General features: G+C 57.5%; 13 protein-coding genes. 5 read left to right on the top strand and 8 right to left on the bottom strand.

Annotated features, from left to right (window positions below; translation table 11 throughout):
* The first annotated feature begins 3 nt into the window (after positions 1-3).
* Together DIT71_RS07895 and gorA are read left to right on the top strand one after the other, a co-directional pair.
* Entirely contained in the window at positions 4-669 is a 666-nt protein-coding gene (locus DIT71_RS07895) for a GNAT family N-acetyltransferase (protein ID WP_114612655.1), read from the top strand.
* Positions 670-701: 32 nt separating this feature from the next.
* On the top strand, positions 702-2063 hold the full coding sequence (gene gorA, locus DIT71_RS07900) for a glutathione-disulfide reductase (RefSeq protein WP_114612656.1): 1362 nt from the start codon (positions 702-704) through the stop codon (positions 2061-2063).
* A 20-nt stretch (positions 2064-2083) separates the two neighbouring features.
* Here gorA and DIT71_RS07905 read toward each other — a convergent pair whose 3' ends face one another.
* The 3 genes from DIT71_RS07905 to DIT71_RS07915 are packed head-to-tail and all read right to left on the bottom strand — an operon-like array spanning position 2084 to position 7225.
* Positions 2084-4027, bottom strand: a complete 1944-nt coding sequence (locus DIT71_RS07905; protein WP_114612657.1) for a HAMP domain-containing hybrid sensor histidine kinase/response regulator — start codon at positions 4025-4027, stop codon at positions 2084-2086.
* A complete protein-coding gene (locus DIT71_RS07910) occupies positions 4020-5000 on the bottom strand; it encodes an ABC transporter substrate-binding protein (protein WP_227538000.1) in 981 nt (326 codons plus the stop codon). Before DIT71_RS07910 ends, DIT71_RS07905 begins: the two co-directional genes overlap by 8 nt.
* Positions 5001-5032: 32 nt before the next feature.
* The gene (locus DIT71_RS07915; RefSeq protein WP_227538001.1) at positions 5033-7225 is read right to left on the bottom strand and encodes a TonB-dependent receptor plug domain-containing protein; all 2193 of its coding nucleotides are present in this window, start codon (positions 7223-7225) and stop codon (positions 5033-5035) included.
* A gap of 129 nt (positions 7226-7354) precedes the next feature.
* On the opposite strand from DIT71_RS07915, the gene DIT71_RS07920 reads away from it, so the two are divergent.
* Positions 7355-8032: a J domain-containing protein gene (locus DIT71_RS07920; protein WP_114612659.1), complete on the top strand. Its 678-nt coding sequence runs from the start codon at positions 7355-7357 to the stop codon at positions 8030-8032.
* Here the strand turns inward: DIT71_RS07920 and DIT71_RS07925 are convergent.
* From DIT71_RS07925 to DIT71_RS07940, 4 genes are all read right to left on the bottom strand, one after another.
* Complete coding sequence (locus tag DIT71_RS07925) at positions 8003-9007, bottom strand: bile acid:sodium symporter family protein (protein ID WP_114612660.1); 1005 nt, start codon at positions 9005-9007, stop codon at positions 8003-8005. The genes DIT71_RS07920 and DIT71_RS07925 overlap by 30 nt on opposite strands.
* Entirely contained in the window at positions 9004-9684 is a 681-nt protein-coding gene (locus tag DIT71_RS07930; protein ID WP_114612661.1) for a FadR/GntR family transcriptional regulator, read from the bottom strand. Before DIT71_RS07930 ends, DIT71_RS07925 begins: the two co-directional genes overlap by 4 nt.
* 121 nt (positions 9685-9805) lie before the next feature.
* Entirely contained in the window at positions 9806-11287 is a 1482-nt protein-coding gene (locus tag DIT71_RS07935; RefSeq protein ID WP_114612662.1) for a flavin-containing monooxygenase, read from the bottom strand.
* A gap of 86 nt (positions 11288-11373) precedes the next feature.
* On the bottom strand, positions 11374-12285 hold the full coding sequence (locus DIT71_RS07940) for a LysR family transcriptional regulator (protein WP_114612663.1): 912 nt from the start codon (positions 12283-12285) through the stop codon (positions 11374-11376).
* 100 nt (positions 12286-12385) lie between these two features.
* Here DIT71_RS07940 and DIT71_RS07945 point away from each other — a divergent pair, with 100 nt between their 5' ends.
* Both DIT71_RS07945 and DIT71_RS07950 read left to right on the top strand, forming a co-directional pair.
* Entirely contained in the window at positions 12386-14005 is a 1620-nt protein-coding gene (locus DIT71_RS07945; RefSeq protein ID WP_114612664.1) for an NADH-quinone oxidoreductase subunit L, read from the top strand.
* On the top strand, positions 14002-16485 hold the full coding sequence (locus DIT71_RS07950) for a YbcC family protein (protein ID WP_114612665.1): 2484 nt from the start codon (positions 14002-14004) through the stop codon (positions 16483-16485). The genes DIT71_RS07945 and DIT71_RS07950 overlap by 4 nt, the downstream gene beginning before the upstream one ends.
* A gap of 32 nt (positions 16486-16517) precedes the next feature.
* On the opposite strand, the gene DIT71_RS07955 is transcribed toward DIT71_RS07950, so the two are convergent.
* Positions 16518-17486, bottom strand: a complete 969-nt coding sequence (locus DIT71_RS07955) for a beta-ketoacyl-ACP synthase III (RefSeq protein ID WP_114612666.1) — start codon at positions 17484-17486, stop codon at positions 16518-16520.
* Between the last annotated feature and the right edge of the window lie 7 nt (positions 17487-17493).

Consider the following 17493-nt stretch of genomic DNA (forward strand, 5'->3'; position numbering starts at 1 on the left):
ACGATGACTGACGGCACAGACAATAATAACCGCAGGGAGCCGGCCATTGTCCGCCTCGATACCAGTGCCCGCAACGAGGCAATATCCATACTGGTTAGCGCCTATCGGAGCGAGCCCACGTTTCAGTACCTGTTTGATCATCGCCGGCCCGGTTACGAACAGCGGGTCCGGGCAACGGTGCGGGAATTGATTGATCTTTATTTCGAGCTGGATCAGGACGCCATTGGCGTAATGGCCGATGATACTCTGGTGGCGGTCGCGTTTATCGGTGAGGCTGAGCTCAGGCTTAATCTCGCAGAGCAGATCAGCTGGCGGATTCGTATGGTACTGACCGCCGGGTTTGCCTGCACCCGCCGTTACCTGGACTACCACGAGAAGATCAAGGCAATGCTGCCGCAGCCTCACGCCCACCAGCTGCCGTTGATGGGGGTCAACCCCAAGTACCAGCACAGGGGTTATGGGCGAATATTGCTGTCCACGGTGGAAAAACTGTGTGCAGAAAACCCTCGCGGGAACGGGCTCGTACTTGATACCGGCAATAGCCGGTATCTGCCGTTTTATGAATCGGAAGGGTTTCGCAGCCTTGGCACCATTCGCCTGGGTGATTTTGAAGACCATGTACTGTTTCGCGAGTTCCATGCCGGCGACGCGGCAATGACCCACGGATAAGCGAACAGATTGCTACCACGACAGGAGACGCTGTGTCTGACAAACAGGATTTCGATCTGATCATTATTGGTGCCGGTTCCGGCGGTGTTCGGCTGGCCCGGATGTCTGCGGCAAAGGGAGCGCGAGTAGCGGTGGTTGAATCACGCTACCTCGGTGGTACCTGTGTCAACGTCGGCTGTGTTCCCAAAAAACTGTTCGTCTACGGCGCTCATGCTGGTGAAGACATTGCGGATGCAGCCGGTTATGGCTGGAACGTACCGGGTGATCAGGTCACTTTCGACTGGACCCGGCTGGTAGCCAACAAGAATGCCGAAATAGAGCGGCTCAATGGCATCTACGGGCGCATGCTCGAGAATGCCGGGGTCACGGTGATCGAAGGTACCGCTTCGCTGGCTGATGGCCATACGGTTGTCGTTGGCGAGCAAACCTATACCAGTAAACACATCACCGTGGCGACCGGAAGCTGGCCTGTTATTCCGGATGTGCCCGGCAAGGAATGCGTGCTTACGTCCAACGAGATGTTTTACCTGCCGCAACTGCCCCGGCAGGCGGTAATCTGGGGCGGTGGCTATATCGCAGTGGAGTTCGCCGGCATTCTCGCAGGCCTTGGCGTGGAAACAACACTGTTGTACCGGGGAGAACTTTTCCTGCGAGGCTTTGACGACGACATTCGCGAATTTACCGCGGCGGAAATGCGCAAGAAAGGCATCGATCTGCGTTTCGGCGTCAATATTGAATCCATCGAAAGCGACAATGCCCATTATGCGCTCAGCCTGACTGACGGCTCCCGCCTGAATGCAGGACTGGTTATGGCAGCCACGGGCCGCCGGGCGCTGGTGGACGGTCTTGGCCTGGAGGAGCTGGGCGTTCAGCTGAGTGCTTCCGGTCATGTGGTCGTGGATGACCAGTTCCAGACTGCTGTTCCGTCCATTACGGCCCTCGGTGACGTGATTGGCACTCCCCAGCTGACACCGGTTGCCCTGGCCCAGGGCATGGTGCTTTCACAGCGTTTGTTCGGCGATGGCAAGGGTGAAATGGACTATGCCAGTATACCCACCGCGGTATTCTGCCAGCCCAATATCGGCACCGTTGGTCTGACCGAGGCGGAGGCCCGGCAAGCTGGCCACAAGTTGCGTATTTACCGGTCTGAGTTCAAACCCATGAAACACACTCTCAGTGGCCGGGACGAGCGGGCCATGATGAAACTGGTGGTGGATGATGAGTCAGACCGGGTGCTTGGTGCGCACATGGTAGGGCCGGATGCTGGCGAGATTACCCAGGGGATCGCCGTTGCCATCAAGGCCGGGGCTACCAAGGCACAATTTGACAGCACCATAGGCATTCATCCGACCTCTGCAGAAGAATTCGTCACCATGCGCAACCCGGTGGCCTAAGACAGATCGTCAGCCGCTGTTTACACCCGTATCCAGCGGCTGAGTACTTTTCTCAGGTTCTCTTTTCTGACCGGCTTCGATAGATAGCCGTTCATTCCCGCTTCACGGCAGGTGGACTCGGTTCCCGGAAGCGCATCAGCGGTCAGCGCAATGATCGGCGTGCCGCTCTGGCCATTGCTCTTTTCCCACTGCCGGATGCAGCGGGTGGTCTCGTAGCCGTCCATAAACGGCATGTGGCAATCCATCAGGATCACGTCATACCCGGCGTGGTTGGTCTGCACCATCACCAGAGCCTCCTCGCCATTGATCGCGACATCGGTCTCGAACCCCAGACGTTTGAGCATGGCAGTGGCCACCCTCTGGTTTACAATGTTGTCCTCTACCACCAGTGCCCGGGCCTTTTCATTGTCAGCTACCGGTGGAACCGATTCCGGTGAGGTTGCCTGGGTGGGCGGTGTCGCCTGCTCAAAGGGCAACTCGAACCGGAAGGAAGAGCCTTTGCCGGGATCGGTTTCCACTTTCACATGGCCGCCCATCAGCTCGACCAGCCGTTGCACCAGGGAAAGCCCCATGCCTGTCCCCCCGTAACGCCTGGAATTGCCGGTTTCCAGTTGTTCGAACGAATTGAAGATGTCATGAATACGTTCAATGGGGATTCCACATCCGGAATCACTGACGGTGCAATTCAGTACCACGCAGTTGTCTTCCAGGGGAAACCACCCCGCCACCACATTGATGTAGCCGTCACCGGTAAACTTGATGGCATTATCAATCAGTCCCGCGAGGATTTGTCGCAGTCTTGAGGCATCACCGAGCACTGTCGGATGCTCTGGCCATTCCCCCAGGAATTTGGTCGACAGTGTCAGGCCCTGCTGTTCAGCAAGGTGGCGGTAGCTCGCCGTGCAGTTGGTGATCAGCTGTTGCAGGTCAAACTCGCGGTTTTCCAGCTCCAGTGTGCCGCGCTCAATGTTGGAGTAGACCAGAATGTCGTTGATAACGGTCAGCAGGTCTTCCGTGGAGTGACGGGCCGTTTGCAGATAATCGTTCTGACGCGGGCTCAGGGGTTCCTCGGTAATCAGTTCAATCATGCCCAGGACACCGTTAAGTGGCGTGCGCAGTTCGTGGCTCATGGTTGCCAGAAATTCCGATTTTGCACGGTTGGCCAGTTCCGCCCGCTCCCTGGCTTTCTCGGAAGAAGCCAGGGTCTCATCCCTTGATTGCTCGAGTGTTCTGAGATGGGTCGCCAGCGAGTTCAGGCTTTCCTCCAGTTCCCGAATTTCGCGAGTGGTGCCCGTCCTGCTGACGGGGACCTCTTCGTAATCCCTGTCGGTGAGCCTTGTTACCCGCCGCGAAAGGCCCCGAATGGGAGAGATGATACTGTTAAGAGAGTGATTGACAATCAGCAGGGTAAACAGCAGCAGTGAAAAGCCAACGGCAAGCGACGTCCACAGTATGTCCTGACGGCGCGCCGCCAGTTGTTCTTTGCTGACACCAACCTCCACCGTGCCTACTCTCAGGGCTCCGGCCCCGAAGCCGTAATTCGGTTCGAACCACTCAGTCTGGCGATTTTCACCAAGGTCCAGTGGTTGTTGCAGGATTTCCGACTCGAACACATCGAATCTGTCGTCCGTTGTTGTATCTGGCGCCTGGCCCTGCGACACAAAGCCGACCTCCTCACCAACCAGATTGGACACCCGGATCCATTGTGCCCGGCTGCGCTGCAGGGACTGGGACAGAATCTGCTCCAGGGCTGCGGAATTGCCGGAAACCACCGCGTATTCAACCGCCGGGGCAAGGCTGTCTGCCAGCATCTGGCTACTGTCGGCCAGATCCTTGCGGGCATCGTCCAGGCGTGCGGAGGTGAAAAACACCATCAGCACAATAAACATGACGATGGCCGGGGCCGCTCCCAATAGCAAAAGCTTTCTCGACAGTGGAGCCTGCGCGTCTGACTCATTATTCATCGGCACTCTCCCTTGGCCCGGCGAGCCGCTGCTCTACTGATCTGACAATTTCCTGCCGGTCCGGGAGCGGGATATTCAGGGACCGCGCGACCTGCAGGTTCAGCTGGATACTGAAATTGTCGGGATAGGCCGGTGGTGGAAACTGGCCACCGGCCCGGTATTGCTCAATGAAATCTGCGGCCAGGTCAGCAATCTCAGTGAGTGGGGTATAGGTTGATGCCAGAGAGCCTGCCCGGACATATGGCTGGCTTGGACCAATGACAATACGGTTCCGCCGGTAGGCGGTCAGCAGGATGTGTTTGATGGTTCTGGGGTTATAGATATTGTTATCGGGGGCCGCCAGGATAAAGTCTCCATAGTTCAGCGCACGGATCAGCGTTGGTATGAGCCTGTCATCGGAGGTGACAACAAAGATTTTCCCTTCCAGACCGTGATCGGGAAGCTTTTCGGTTAACGGTTCGTAGAGTTCCACGGTATCAGGACGCGCCAACATCGCCACCCGTGTAGCCTGCGGCAGAATGACCTTGCCGGCAAGGGCCTGCCGCAGAAGCGGTGGGTCGTAAAGAATTCCGGAAACGGAGCCGCCGGAGCGTTCGGCATAGCCATCAATGAAGGTCTGGTCCACGAGCAATGCCAGGATGGGTACATTCCTGTTTTCCTGGCGAACCCGGGTAAACGCTTCCGGGCCCAATGCAATGACCGGCGTCGTCGCGTCCTGGGATGTCTGTCCGGGTTGGAAAGAGCGTATAACGGTTGTGCTTCCCAATGCGTCGTCGAGTAATGAACGCATGCGGCGATTGAGCGCTGAATTCTCAGAGCCTGCAAGATAGACCAGCGAACCGCCTGCAGATTGGGCGGCGGCCATCTGGATGGACTGAGAGACAAACAGAAACAGGGCAAGGATAACCAGGTGCCATCTGGTTGCAGCCGAACCTGGTTTTGCCGGAATATTCAGGTGCTCTGGTGCTTTCATACCGTCCGGGGTCTGATGTCGTCCTTGGGGTTTCAGAATCTTACGCCCGCTTCAACGAAGAACTGGTTGTGGTCCCTGATAATGTTGCTTGGACTAAGAGTGGGATCCCTGCTGAGGTAGTGTTGCATGGTTAAGGCCAGTTCGTAACTGTAGCCGGTTGCAAATATACGCCGTGCCAGACGGAAATCGGCGCGCTCGAACTGGGAGCGGCGGAATTCGTCGGCAAAATAGAAAGCAGCCGAGGAGGTCAGGTCGAAAGGCAGATCCTGAATCCATGCAACGCTTCCCGAGTGTCTGACCGAGAGCCGACCAAGAAGATCGATGGCGTATTGCCTGTCTCCTGCGTCGCGATCATCGTCCCCGGTATAGCGCCCGTTCTGATCCAGATAGGCATAAGTGACCCGTAGCTTTGTGCCCGGGAAATCCAGGGAGGCTTCAACTTCGAAGCCTTCCTGATCCAGTGCCACGTTGTTATCAATGGTCCATTCTCCCTCATTGATAATACCGCTGATCATGTCCCGGAGCTGGTCATTAAAGTACCGGACTTCCAGGGAAAGGGTGGAGGAGTCCAGATAATATTGACCAAAATAACTTATTTCCCGTGAAGTTATACGTTCTTCTTCAAGTGTTTTCCCATAGGTCGATGTGGCAGGATCCACCAGATCCGCAACGAGGAACCTCTGCCCTTCAGCGTCGGTGAAGGGAGGCGGCACATTTCTGGGGCGGTAGGACCAGTCGGGATTCTGCTCGAACGCATCCGGTGTCCGGACAGCCCTGGAGTAGACAAACCGGAGCGTATGGTTATCGGAGAGGATGAAGTTTGCCGCAAGCCTCGGTGAGAAATATCCCTCGTCCGTTGTGGTGGTTTTTTCCCAGTTGCCGCCTGAATTCAACGTCAGCCAGCGAAAGGGCGAGTACTCAAGATTGCCGAAAATCCGTGACTGGTAGTTGGTGCCGCGGCCATTGAAAAATGTCTCGGACCGGTAAGTGTCCTCCCGATATCCCAGGCCAGAGACGAGTTTCAGGTCCGGATTGAACAGGATGGTGTCCTGTAGCTCGAATTCCAGACGTGACTCTTCGATGTCTTCGTTCAGATTTGCTCTGAAAGGGTCAGTCTCGTCCCGGCCACAGGGAGTGAGTTCCGGCGTGGAAGACCCGGGGTCAAGAATCTGCGAAAATTCCGACTCGGGGATGCAGATTGTAAACCTCTGCCGCCGGTCGTAATTCTGAAAGGATGTCTGGATATGGAAGAAGTGACGTTCCGATAGGCTTACATTCAGTCTCGTTTGAACATAGTAGTCGTCTACAAGAGTGTCGTAATTTTCGTCGGCTCCGAGCTTTCCGTTTTTACGGGCGTCTTCTTCGTCAATACCGTCAACGACACCGGCCCGTAGGTCGAGATCATAGCTGTTGTTAAACGTCAGATTGCTGTCGTAGTTAAACGTGTTCATGTCGTATCCGTTATGGAACGGATAGATTTTGCCATCGTCTTCCTGTTCGTCAAACCCGTCTGATTTTCGCTTTTCATAGGCCAGCCGCCACCTGTAATCTTCACTGGCGTCACCGACGGAACCAAACGCCCGCCGGTAACCCCGGGACCCGGAAACGGCTCGTAATTGAACGCCCACCGTGTCTTCTGGCGCCCGGGTAATGATATTAATGGTTCCCAGGAAGGCGTTGATGCCATAGGCCGCGCTGTTTGGGCCGCGGCTGACTTCGATCCGCTCAATCAGCTCCAGCGGCACCGGCATTGCATTCCAGTCCATGTCCGACAGGCTGGGGGTATAGGCTGTGCGACCGTCAACCTGAACCTGCAGCCGACGCTGTTCATAGTGTACAGTCCCGTGATAGCTGGTTACCGGCTGGTTGCTGCCAACCGCATTAACCGTCATGCCGGGTACCAGGCGGAAAACCTCCACCAGGTTCATAATGCCAAGATCCCGAATCATTTCGCCGGTGATGATGGTTGTTGTACCGGGAACCCGGGATTTTGGTTGTCTGAGCCGGGTGGTGGTGAGAACTTCCGGTATGTCTGAGCCTATTTCAAAGACCTCGGGTGCATCACCAGAGGCGGCAAGATCGAAGGTTTCAGCCGTGTCCTCGGCGGCATTCGCCATTGTAAGACTGGAGACTATGCCAGCCAGAGTGAGGGCGAGCAGGCGGCAGGACGTCCGGGGACTGCCGGGAAACTCCGGATTTTTCACAGGATCGTTCGTAACGGACATGGGTGTCGTTTTATACTTTGCCGAGTGTGGGAGCTTTTTATAGTGACTGCTTAACGCTAATCCTAAGTGACAGGATTACATTTGTCTCTCAAAAATGTAATGTTTATCCGCTGAATGAGTTGCAACTCTATGAATTGTTGGGAAATACTGGGGATCGAACCCACCCGTGACCGGGCCCTGATTGACGCCGCCTATGAGCGCCAGGAGAAGTTTGCCTCCGATGAGGAGCTGGAACGTTTGCGCCAGGCCTACCGTGAAGCTACTGGCAGCGAGACTCCCGGCAGCCGGGCCGAGCCGGAGATTGCCGGCGAGTTGACGCCGGCCCCCTCAGAGAAGACCGTCCCGGTGCCAGTGGAACAGACGGAAGCTGCCGGGCTGGACGCGTCTGAACAGCAGGTCGTGCGAGAGGTGGTGATCCAGATCCGCGCGCTGCTCAATGACTCACGCCGAAGCAGCGATCCAAAGATCTGGAAGGCCATCCTGGGTGAGTCGCCGGCGGATCAGCCCCGGCTCAGGAGAGAGATCGCACGGGCCCTGGAGCCTCAGGTCCGGCCCATGGCCGAAAATGGCACTTTCCCGGCTCCAGTGGTTCAGTTTCTGGCAGGCTGGTTCGACTGGCACAGCCTTCAGGATGCCCCGGAGCGCCAGCAGGAGGACGAAACCTTTTCAGAAAGGTCCGATACCAGCCAGGAGCCCGAGGAAGAAAAGCCGCCGCAGATGGTTAACTTCTGGCCTGCGGTTATTGGCTGGATTGTGGGACTGGCCATTCTGGCGACCCTATTCGGCGGGATGGGAGGCGGCGGCTGACGCTGCCTTGATCCTGGCCTGATACTTTTTCGCCAGCATTGCTCCGACAATGACCTGAATCTGGTTGTAGCACATGATCGGCAGCACAATCATGCCAAAGCCGGGGTGCCCCGAAAACAGAACCTTGGCCATTGGCAGCCCCGAGGCCAGGCTCTTCTTCGAACCGCAAAATACCACGGCCGCTTCATCTTCCAGGCTGAACCCCAACCGGCGAACCACGAACATCGCCATCACCATGAAAAAGCCCAGCAGCGCAAAGCAGAGCGCAATGGCCAGCAGAATGGCATTTAGAGGCAGGTTCTGCCACAGGCCGCTGGCCACCGAATGCGAAAAGGCGGAGTAGACAATCAGCCAGATCACGCACTGATCGTAACGGGACGACAGGGTTTCATGGCGGGCCATAAATCCTCCCAGCCAGGGCCGCAGCCCATGGCCTACCGCGAATGGCAGTAACAACTGCAATACGATATCCCGGAGCGCTTCGGCCACGGAAAAATCACCACCCCCGGACGTGCTCACCAGTAATAGCAACAGGAACGGCGTCAGCATCATGCCAAACACATTGGAGGCGGCGGCGCTGCAGATGGCGGCGGGCACGTTGCCTTTTGCCATGGCGGTGTAAGCAATGGATGAGGACACTGCCGAGGGCAGGACCCCCAGATAGAGAAACCCCAGGCCCAGGTCCGGTGGCATCCACTGTGGTGCAAAGCTGCTGATCTCGTTGATGGGTAAAACCACGAGCGGGAAGAAGACAAAGGTGAACGCAGTAATAATAATGTGCAGCCGCCAATGGGTGGCGCCGGCAACAATCTGCTCCCGGGACAACGCCGCGCCGTGAAGGAAAAACAACAGCGCCACCGCCACCGTGCCGGCGGTGGCCAGGGCTGCCGCGGCATCACCACGGACCGGCAATAGGGTTGCAAGTACAATGGCGCCCAGCAGCAGGAGGGTGAACGTGTCCAGGCGGAATTTCATAAGAGTCGGCTCGCCAGTGCGTCCAGGCTGGGCTGAAGCAAGGCCTTCGCCAGTGCCTCTGCCTTCGCCTCGTCCTGCCTTCGGATAGCGGCCAGCAATAACTCATGATCTTCCTGGGAGGGCTCCGGAAGTTCCGAATCCAGCTCGGTCTGCTCGATGGTGAGCGCGACCGCATGGGCAAAATAATCGTACAGCTCGGTGAGAGCAGGGTTGTGGGATGCAGCCACCAGCGCTGTATGAAAGGCCTGATCATGGTGGATACGATCCTGAATACGGCCTCCGGCCTTTCCACGCTCGTCCAGTGCCAGGGTCATCCTCTCGATGTCTCTGGCGTCACGTCGCTTCGCCGCCAGCTTTGCCGCTTCGGTTTCCAGCATGATGCGCACTTCCAGCTTGTCCCTCAGCTCAGAGCGACCGATCCGGCGAAGGGTTTCTCCAGCGTCTTTCGTCGCCCGAACGTAAGTGCCATCTCCCTGTCGCGTTTCCAGCATGCCCACGTGAACCAGAACCCGGACCGCTTCCCGCACTGTGTTGCGGCTGACCCCCAGAGATTCCGACAGCTCGGCTTCCACGGGCAGACGGTCGCCAATGGCCCAGTGGCCCTGTTCAATGGCCTGACGAAGGCTTTCTATAGCGGTTTCCACCAATGAGCCTTTGGTAATGCGCGCGAGTTTCATGTTTAAGATCCTGACAACTGATGATCCAATCATCCTATGATTAACGCTCAGCTGTCAAATGGCCCACTCCGGAAAGAGCCGTGGGCAGTTGCACTCAAGGCCCGGGAAGTAGTTGGGAGACTTATTGAGAGGGCTGAAGAAAAACGTAGTCGTCCGGGTCTACCCGGCGTGTTTCCTTGCGGTAGGCAAAGGTGAAGCCCGGCCAGTTCACGGTATTCTTGCCGTTCTTGTCCAGGTACCAGGAGTGACAGCCGGACTCCCAGACACTGGTCTGCAGCTTTTTCTGGACGGTGGCTGAAAAATCCCGAAGCCGGTCCGGTTTCACATCCATCGCGACGCCCGGTTCTGCCCGAAGTGTCTCAATGCAGCTGAGCACGTATCGGAACTGGGATTCCAGCATATAAACGATGCTGTTGTGGGCGAGGTTGGTATTGGGCCCATAGAGCATGAACAGGTTGGGGAACCCGGATACCGTCATTCCTTTGTACGCCTCGGATCCGTTGGCCCAGGCCTGGTTCAGCGAGAGCCCGTTACGTCCTGTGATCTTCATGGGTGACAGAAACTCGGACGCGGCAAAGCCGGTTCCCACAATCAGGGCGTCAACTCTGTGCAGGGCGCCGTCGGAGGTTACTACGCCGTCCTCCACGATGCGCTCAATACCCGTGGTGACCAGGTCCACATGGGACTGGTCTATGGCACGATACCAGTCGTTGGAAATCAGAATCCGTTTACAGCCAATCTGGTAGTCCGGGATAAGGTTCCTGAGCTTGTGCGGGTCGCGCACCTCGCTTTTGGCAAACCGCTTCGCCTGCCAGGCGAAGATTTCCAGCAGGCTGTTGAAGCGGGTAAAGGCCAGGGCGCGGCTCTCGTTTTTCCAGTAGATGAGGTAGCGGTAGAGGCGATCCCAGGCCGGGATTTTCTGGAACAGCGTCTGCTCCCATCGATAAAAGGGTCGGTCCGGCTTTGGTAATACCCAGGCGGCGGAGCGCTGGAACAGGCTGAGTGATTTCACCCGGGGGACAATTTCCGGTACAAACTGTATGGCGCTGGCGCCGGTGCCGATCACTCCCACGTTTTTCCCGTTGAGCTCATAATCGTGATCCCAGCGTGCGGAATGGAAGACCCTGCCGTTAAACGTTTCCATGCCCGGAAGATTGGGCCAGGCGGGCTGGTTCAACTGCCCCGTGGCGGTAATCAAAATATCGACAGTAAAGACGTCACCATCGATGGTGGTGACGGTCCATTGGTTGGTGTCTTCATCAAAGCCCGCGCTGGCGACTTCCTTGTTGAAGCGGATATGACCGGCCAGGCCATACTTGGCAACGCATTGCTCCATGTAGCCCAGGATTTCCGGCTGCATGCCGAACTTTCGGGACCAGTCGTGTTTGGGCTCGAAAGAGAACGAATAAAAGTGCGACTGCACATCGCAGGCGGCGCCCGGGTAGGTGTTGTCACGCCATGTTCCGCCAACGCCGGAGGCCTTCTCCAGCATGGTGAACGAGTGAATGCCTGAATTTTTGAGCTCGATTGCCATGCCCAGCCCCCCAAAGCCGGTACCGATAATCAATATGGAGGGAGAAGAGGCATCTACAGCATGGTTCATGGCAAATTCTTCTGTTGGAAAAGTGGTGTGGTACCGAGTATACGGGTCTGCACCTCTACCATTGATGACTTTTTCGGACAGGCTGGTTAGTCAGAATGATCATCGACGGGCCGGGTCAGGAAGCTCCCGGCGGATTTTGACAGCAGTTCCCGAAGCGCGGGCTTCTCGAAGCGGCGCCGTATGCTGATGGCGTAGAACTCCTCGAACACGCCGGGTAGGGCGCCATAGTCCTCCAGTGCTCCGGAATTGAGCTCATCACGGACAACCACCGGTGGCAGAACCGCATAGTGCCCGCTGTCCCTGGTGAGCAGCCTCATCATCGCCATGTCGTCAACTTCGGCAGATACCGACGGATAGATCCTGTGATACTCACAAAGCTGGTCGAAGCCTTGGCGGATATTGCTTTCGGGGCCCGGTAAGATCAGGCTTTTGCCGTTCAGAAAGGCCGGAAAACCGACCAGGTTGTGTTCTCCGGGTGGACCAATGATGCTGACCGGCTGCCGCGCAATGAGCCGTGAGCGCCAGGGATTCTGCTCGTTCCCCTGAACAGATTGGTTGGCCAGCACAACATCCAGCCGGTGGGCCGAAAGCCGCCGCAACAATTCGTCGATGTGCCCGCTTTGAAGGCACAGTTCCAGATCGTCCCGGCCTAGCAACGGTCGCAGAAACTCCTCCTGAAAGTTTCTCGACAGCGTCGCAACAGCCCCCATTCTCATCACTTCCCGGTTTGGCTGTGATCCGGAGGCAAACAGGGCTGTGAGCTCTTCGCCATGACGGAATATCTCCTCCGCGTAGGAAAAGGCCATGCGACCAGCTTCCGATAACGTCAGTTTTCTGCTCTCGCGGATAAACAGATCGTGGCCGAGGGTGTCTTCAAGTTTGCGAATCTGGCCCGACAGCGCTGATTGGGAAACGTGAAGCATTTTGGCAGCGCGGGTCAGATGCCCGGTTCGCGCGACCATCCAGAAGTAATACAGGTGATGATAGTTCAGTTTCATGGAATAAGGTTCTTAAAAAGAGAACAAAAAGTTCAATATTATCTATTTTATATAACGAACAGGAAAAGGCAAAGTAGAAGAAAACCTGGAGGGACTGCTGATGAATTTCCTGATGCCTGCACTGGCCCACCTGGCGCTGGGCCTCTGGCTGACCATACTGGTCTGTCTGTTCGCTGTGGCCCTGTTCAGCGCCCGGTCACGCGACACCCTGAAGCTCAATCATTGCTGGCGCCTTGCAAGCCGGCTGTTGACCGCTTCAATGCTTACCACAGTGGCCATTGGCGTGTTGTTGGTAGCAGGCAGGTTGCTGTCTGGTGGTGGTCTGGCCCTTGAAGAAGCCGCTCTGAGGCTGGGCCTATACACCGACGGCATAGCCATCTGGATGGCGCTGATGGTGGCTTTCATCGGCTGGGCGATTCTCCGGTTCGCAGAAAATTATTTGCGGGGAGACCCCGGCCGCGAGCGGTTCCTCCCTTGGTTTCTGACAACCATTACCTGCGTTCTGATTCTTGCATTTACCAATAACCTGCTGGTTCTGGCGGGTGCCTGGGTGGGCGTCAGCCTTGCGCTTCACAATCTGCTCACACTCTATCCCGATCGCCCCCAGGCGCGGATTGCTGCGGTACAGAAGTTCATCGTCAGCCGCACGGGGGATGTTTTTGTGATTGGCGGCGTGCTGCTGCTCTATCATCACTATGGCACGTTCCGGCTGCCGGAGATGACCGCCATGCAGGCTGCCACCCCGTCGGATTCCACCGCGCTGACTACTGCTGCCATCCTGCTGGCGCTGGCAGCGGTGCTCAAGTGCGCGCAGATACCTTTCCATGGCTGGCTATTGCGGGTCATGGAAGCCCCGACCCCGGTTTCTGCACTATTGCACGCCGGAGTTATCAATCTCGGCGGTTTCCTGTGGCTGCGCCTGTTCCCGGTCTTCGATGGATTTACTGCCGGCCACATGATTCTGTTAGTGGTGGGTGGAACAACCGCCGTCATCGCTGTGATCACCATGATGACCCATTATTCGGTAAAACATGCTCTGGCCTGGTCAACCTGCGCCCAGATGGGTTTCATGCTGTTCGAAATCGGGATGGGCGCTTACACCCTGGCGTTGCTGCACCTATTGGCTCACTCCGTTTACAAGGCACACTCGTTTCTTGCGGCCGGGCGTACAGTCCGGGTATCCGCCGTGGCGCTGTTTCCGGAGCTACCGCTCAGGAGCCGGCTGGCCTGGGCGGGCGCCACGGCGACCCTGGCTTCACTCATGCTCGCCTGGCAACCCTGGCTGGTTGAGGGCAATCCTGTCTTCGGCGTATTGCTTGTGCTGGCGGTGGCCAGCGCAACCATGGGAATGCCGCGGGGAACCAGCGCCAGGGCAAGAGCGCGCATTGCAGGCCTGGCCCTGCTCCTTGTTCCTCTCTACACGGTACTGCATGCCCTGTTGGGATCTGCGGTACCGGTGCATGCAACCTTTGTTTTGCCCGGCAGTGCCTGGGTCGTCGGATTTGCACTGCTGGCAGTGCTCGCGATGCTGTCACTGATGATCGCTCTGGCGCCGCGCTCGAGGCTCATGGCGTCCCTCTACCGGCATTTCAGTCACGGTCTGTACCTGGATATGCCATTTGATCAGCTCACCCGGCGCCTGGCCTCGCAAGCGCTCAATGCGCCCACTGCTCTTGCGCGGGTTCCTCACCATCCATTCACTATGGAAGAAAAAGCATGAACGAGCTTGCCGCCCCGTGCCCGACCGACGACCAGTCCAGTCATCAACCCACTGATGAGTGGCTGGCCTCACTATCGAAGGCGTGTGAATTGGTTGCACCAGTCTGGCCGCTGGATCAGTGGATTGCTGTAAATCCTTTCTGGGGATTGCGTGACCAGCAGGCGCACCATGCGGATAGCCTGCTAAGGCAGCGCCGGGGTGTATCCATGCTGATGCCGGCTGCCTTCTATCGCGAGGCCTGGGAGGGCGGCAGAATCAATCGGGATGACTTGCTGGCAAGCTTGCAAGCGTCGGGGATCAATGACGATCCAGAACATTTCTGCGAGCGGCTTTACCGGCCGGAGCGCCCTGAGAGCCAGCCTGATTACTCGGTTCTGGACATTCTGCCTGCAGCTGTGGAGGGAGGCCGGCCAATGGCAGCGGTGGTAGACCAGGTTGCCCGCACCTGCGGAGCATTTTTTGATCAAAGGCAGTCTCGCTGGTCAACGCGAGCGCCCGAAGACAGCCTGTTCGATTTCTGGCTGGAGACCGTCAGGATGGATGTGTCGTTGGACTACCGCACCGGCATTCGCGGGGTAAGGCGCTGGTTAAAAGGGCTGCCCGGGGACCGGCTGGAGGCAACCCGGCAGGCAATCCAACACCTCGACCTCGATAGCGACAGTCTTTTGGCGTTTGGTCATGGCCTGCTCATGCGCATTTCCGGCTGGGCCGCCTGGTGCCGTGGCGTGGACTGGCGGGCGGGACTGCGGGGTGAGGATTCCAGGGTTTGTGAGCAGCTGATATCCATACTTCTGGTTTGGGAATGGGCAGCCTTTGCCCACGCCAACCCTGAACAGAGAAACATTGCCGCGAACCGCCGGCGCGCTCTGGGCAACCTTCGCGGCGGCAAAAGCTCCGAGTGGCTCTGGGTATGGCAAAGGGCATTTGAACTCGGGTATCAGCGGTCTTTGTGGCAGGCGTTGGGCGATAATCCGGCCGCGAGCAGGGCCGACGAAAGCGGTTCTTTTCAACGCGGCACGGTGCTTTCGAAGCGGCCCGACGTTCAGGCGGTGTTCTGCATTGATGTACGATCGGAAATCCTGCGCAGGCACCTGGAGGAAGTGTACCCAGGTATCCAGACCATCGGATTCGCAGGCTTCTTTGGCCTACCCATTGTCCACCATAAGCACGGACCGTATCGGGCCATGGAGAAACTGCCGGGCTTGCTGGCCCCTGTTTATCGGGTAATGGATACCCGGGGTAGCAACGACAAGGATGCGGCCCTGAACAGGGCGCTTGATCAGCGGGAGATGACGCGGGAATCCGTTCGCAAGGCCAAGTATGGCAGCCTGTCCACATTCACACTGGTGGAAACCACCGGTCTGGCCTGGGCGTGGAAACTGGTCAAGGACACGCTCAACCGGCCTTCAGTCGGGGGCAAGCGGGACCCGGAGGAATTGATAACGGGTCGGCTGGTTTACCTTCACGGTGGTGACCAGTTGTTTGAAACCACGAAAGTTGAGCTGGTGGCCGGATTCCTTCGCGGCATGTCCCTGACTCGGAATTTCGCGCCGCTGCTGGTGTTCACAGGTCATGGCACCCATACCGAGAACAACCCTCATAATGCCGGTTTGGCCTGTGGTGCCTGTGGCGGTCAGAACGGGGGCATCAACGCCCGACTCGCCGCACAGCTGTTCAATGATCCCCAGGTAAGGGTGGCCCTGGCGGAGGAGGGCATTTCCATTCCCGGCGATAGCTGGGCTATAGCCGCAGAGCACTGTACGGTCACCGATGAGGTAACCCTTTTTGATTGTGAACGCCTGCCGGATTCACATGCCGCAGGTCTGGCGGATCTTGAACGCCGGTTCGTGGAAGCCGGTAACCGGACCCGGCGCGAGAGGGCCACTGCTCTGAAACTCAACGGCTATGAGGATGATCAACTATTTCAGCAGGTTAAGAGTAGAACCTCAGACTGGACTGAAGTCAGGCCGGAATGGGGGCTTGCCAATAACGCCGCCATCATTTTTGCCAGCCGGGCGCGTACCCGGGCAAAAAACCTGGCAGGACGGGTCTTCCTCCACGATTACGATCCGGCGCAGGACAACAGCGGTGAGATACTTGCTGCGCTACTGTCGGCACCTATGATTGTCGCAAACTGGATCAACCTGCAGTACTTTGCCTCTGTCACCATGCTGGATGTTCACGGTGCCGGGAACAAGCTACTGCACTCCGTTGTCGGCGGTAATGTTGGTGTCATCGAGGGTAACGGCACCGATCTGCGTATCGGGCTACCACTCCAGTCCGTCCACGATGGCACTTACTGGAGGCATGAGCCGGTTCGGCTAACAGTACTGATTGATGCGCCGGCAGAGAGGATTGAAGCCGTTATCCGGCAGGTTCCGGACGTCGCGGCTCTGGTGGAGAATCAATGGGTCTGGTTGTATCGCCTGACTGACGAAGGCAGGGAACTTTATCATCAAGGCCGCTGGCAAGCCTGCTGACCAGCGGCCGGAGCCAATCGCGAGGGCGGCAATCAGAAACGGATCAGTGCTGAGCCCCAGGTAAAACCACCACCAAAGGCTTCCAGCAGAATCACCTCGTTTTTCTTGATGCGCCCGTCGCGGACTGCCACGTCCAGCGCCAGAGGAATGGAGGCAGCGGAGGTGTTACCGTGCTTGTTCACAGTTACCACCACCTGGTCCATGGACATGTTGAGCTTGCGGGCAGTGGCGGAAATAATTCTCAGGTTGGCCTGATGCGGCACCAGCCAGTCAACGTCGGACTTCTGCATCTGGTTGGCTTCCAGGGTTTCATCCACAATCCTGCCAAGTGTGTTCACGGCAATCCGGAACACCTCATTCCCCTTCATGTGCACATGGCCCTTGCCCGCACGAACCTGGTCGAAGCCGTCGCCAATGCCGTAGGGCACATGGAGCAGGTCTTCGTATTTGCCGTCGGCGTGGATGTGGGTCGACAGAATACCGGTTTCCTCGCTGGCTTCCAGCACTACGGCGCCGGCGCCGTCGCCAAAGAGCACACAGGTACCGCGATCTTCCCAGTCCAGAATACGTGAGAACAGCTCTGCACCCACTACCAGGACCCGTTTGCTGCTGCCGGTTTTGACGAACTTGTCGGCAATCGACAGGGCGTACACGAAGCCACTGCACACCGCCTGGATATCAAAGGCAGGGCAGCCATGGATATCGAGCCGGGCTTGCAGGATGCACGCTGAGCTGGGAAAGATCTTGTCGGGCGTGGACGTTGCGAAGATGATCAGATCAATGTCGGCAGGTTGCAGGCCGGCCGCTTCAATGGCGAGGCGGGAGGCCTTTTCGGCCAGGTCAACGGTGGTTTCTCCTTCCACTGCGATATGCCGTTGCTCAATTCCGGTACGCTCACGAATCCACTGGTCGCTGGTATCGACAATTTTCTCGATGTCCTCGTTTGTCATGACATTTTCAGGCAGGTAAGAGCCCGTGCCGACAATTCGCGCGTACGTCATGTGCCAT

Source organism: Marinobacter vulgaris (assembly GCF_003344045.1).
GTDB classification, from domain to species: domain Bacteria; phylum Pseudomonadota; class Gammaproteobacteria; order Pseudomonadales; family Oleiphilaceae; genus Marinobacter; species Marinobacter vulgaris.

Bases quoted from the DNA above. Each gene is read 5' to 3' on its own strand.
- DIT71_RS07895 (WP_114612655.1), top strand. From the start codon at position 4: ATGACTGACGGCACAGACAATAATAACCGCAGGGAGCCGGCCATTGTC.
- DIT71_RS07905 (WP_114612657.1), bottom strand. From the start codon at position 4,027: ATGAATAATGAGTCAGACGCGCAGGCTCCACTGTCGAGAAAGCTTTTG.
- DIT71_RS07910 (WP_227538000.1), bottom strand. From the start codon at position 5,000: ATGAAAGCACCAGAGCACCTGAATATTCCGGCAAAACCAGGTTCGGCT.
- DIT71_RS07915 (WP_227538001.1), bottom strand. From the start codon at position 7,225: ATGTCCGTTACGAACGATCCTGTGAAAAATCCGGAGTTTCCCGGCAGT.
- DIT71_RS07920 (WP_114612659.1), top strand. From the start codon at position 7,355: ATGAATTGTTGGGAAATACTGGGGATCGAACCCACCCGTGACCGGGCC.
- DIT71_RS07925 (WP_114612660.1), bottom strand. From the start codon at position 9,007: ATGAAATTCCGCCTGGACACGTTCACCCTCCTGCTGCTGGGCGCCATT.
- DIT71_RS07930 (WP_114612661.1), bottom strand. From the start codon at position 9,684: ATGAAACTCGCGCGCATTACCAAAGGCTCATTGGTGGAAACCGCTATA.
- DIT71_RS07935 (WP_114612662.1), bottom strand. From the start codon at position 11,287: ATGAACCATGCTGTAGATGCCTCTTCTCCCTCCATATTGATTATCGGT.
- DIT71_RS07940 (WP_114612663.1), bottom strand. From the start codon at position 12,285: ATGAAACTGAACTATCATCACCTGTATTACTTCTGGATGGTCGCGCGA.
- DIT71_RS07945 (WP_114612664.1), top strand. From the start codon at position 12,386: ATGAATTTCCTGATGCCTGCACTGGCCCACCTGGCGCTGGGCCTCTGG.
- DIT71_RS07950 (WP_114612665.1), top strand. From the start codon at position 14,002: ATGAACGAGCTTGCCGCCCCGTGCCCGACCGACGACCAGTCCAGTCAT.
- DIT71_RS07955 (WP_114612666.1), bottom strand. From the start codon at position 17,486: ATGACGTACGCGCGAATTGTCGGCACGGGCTCTTACCTGCCTGAAAAT.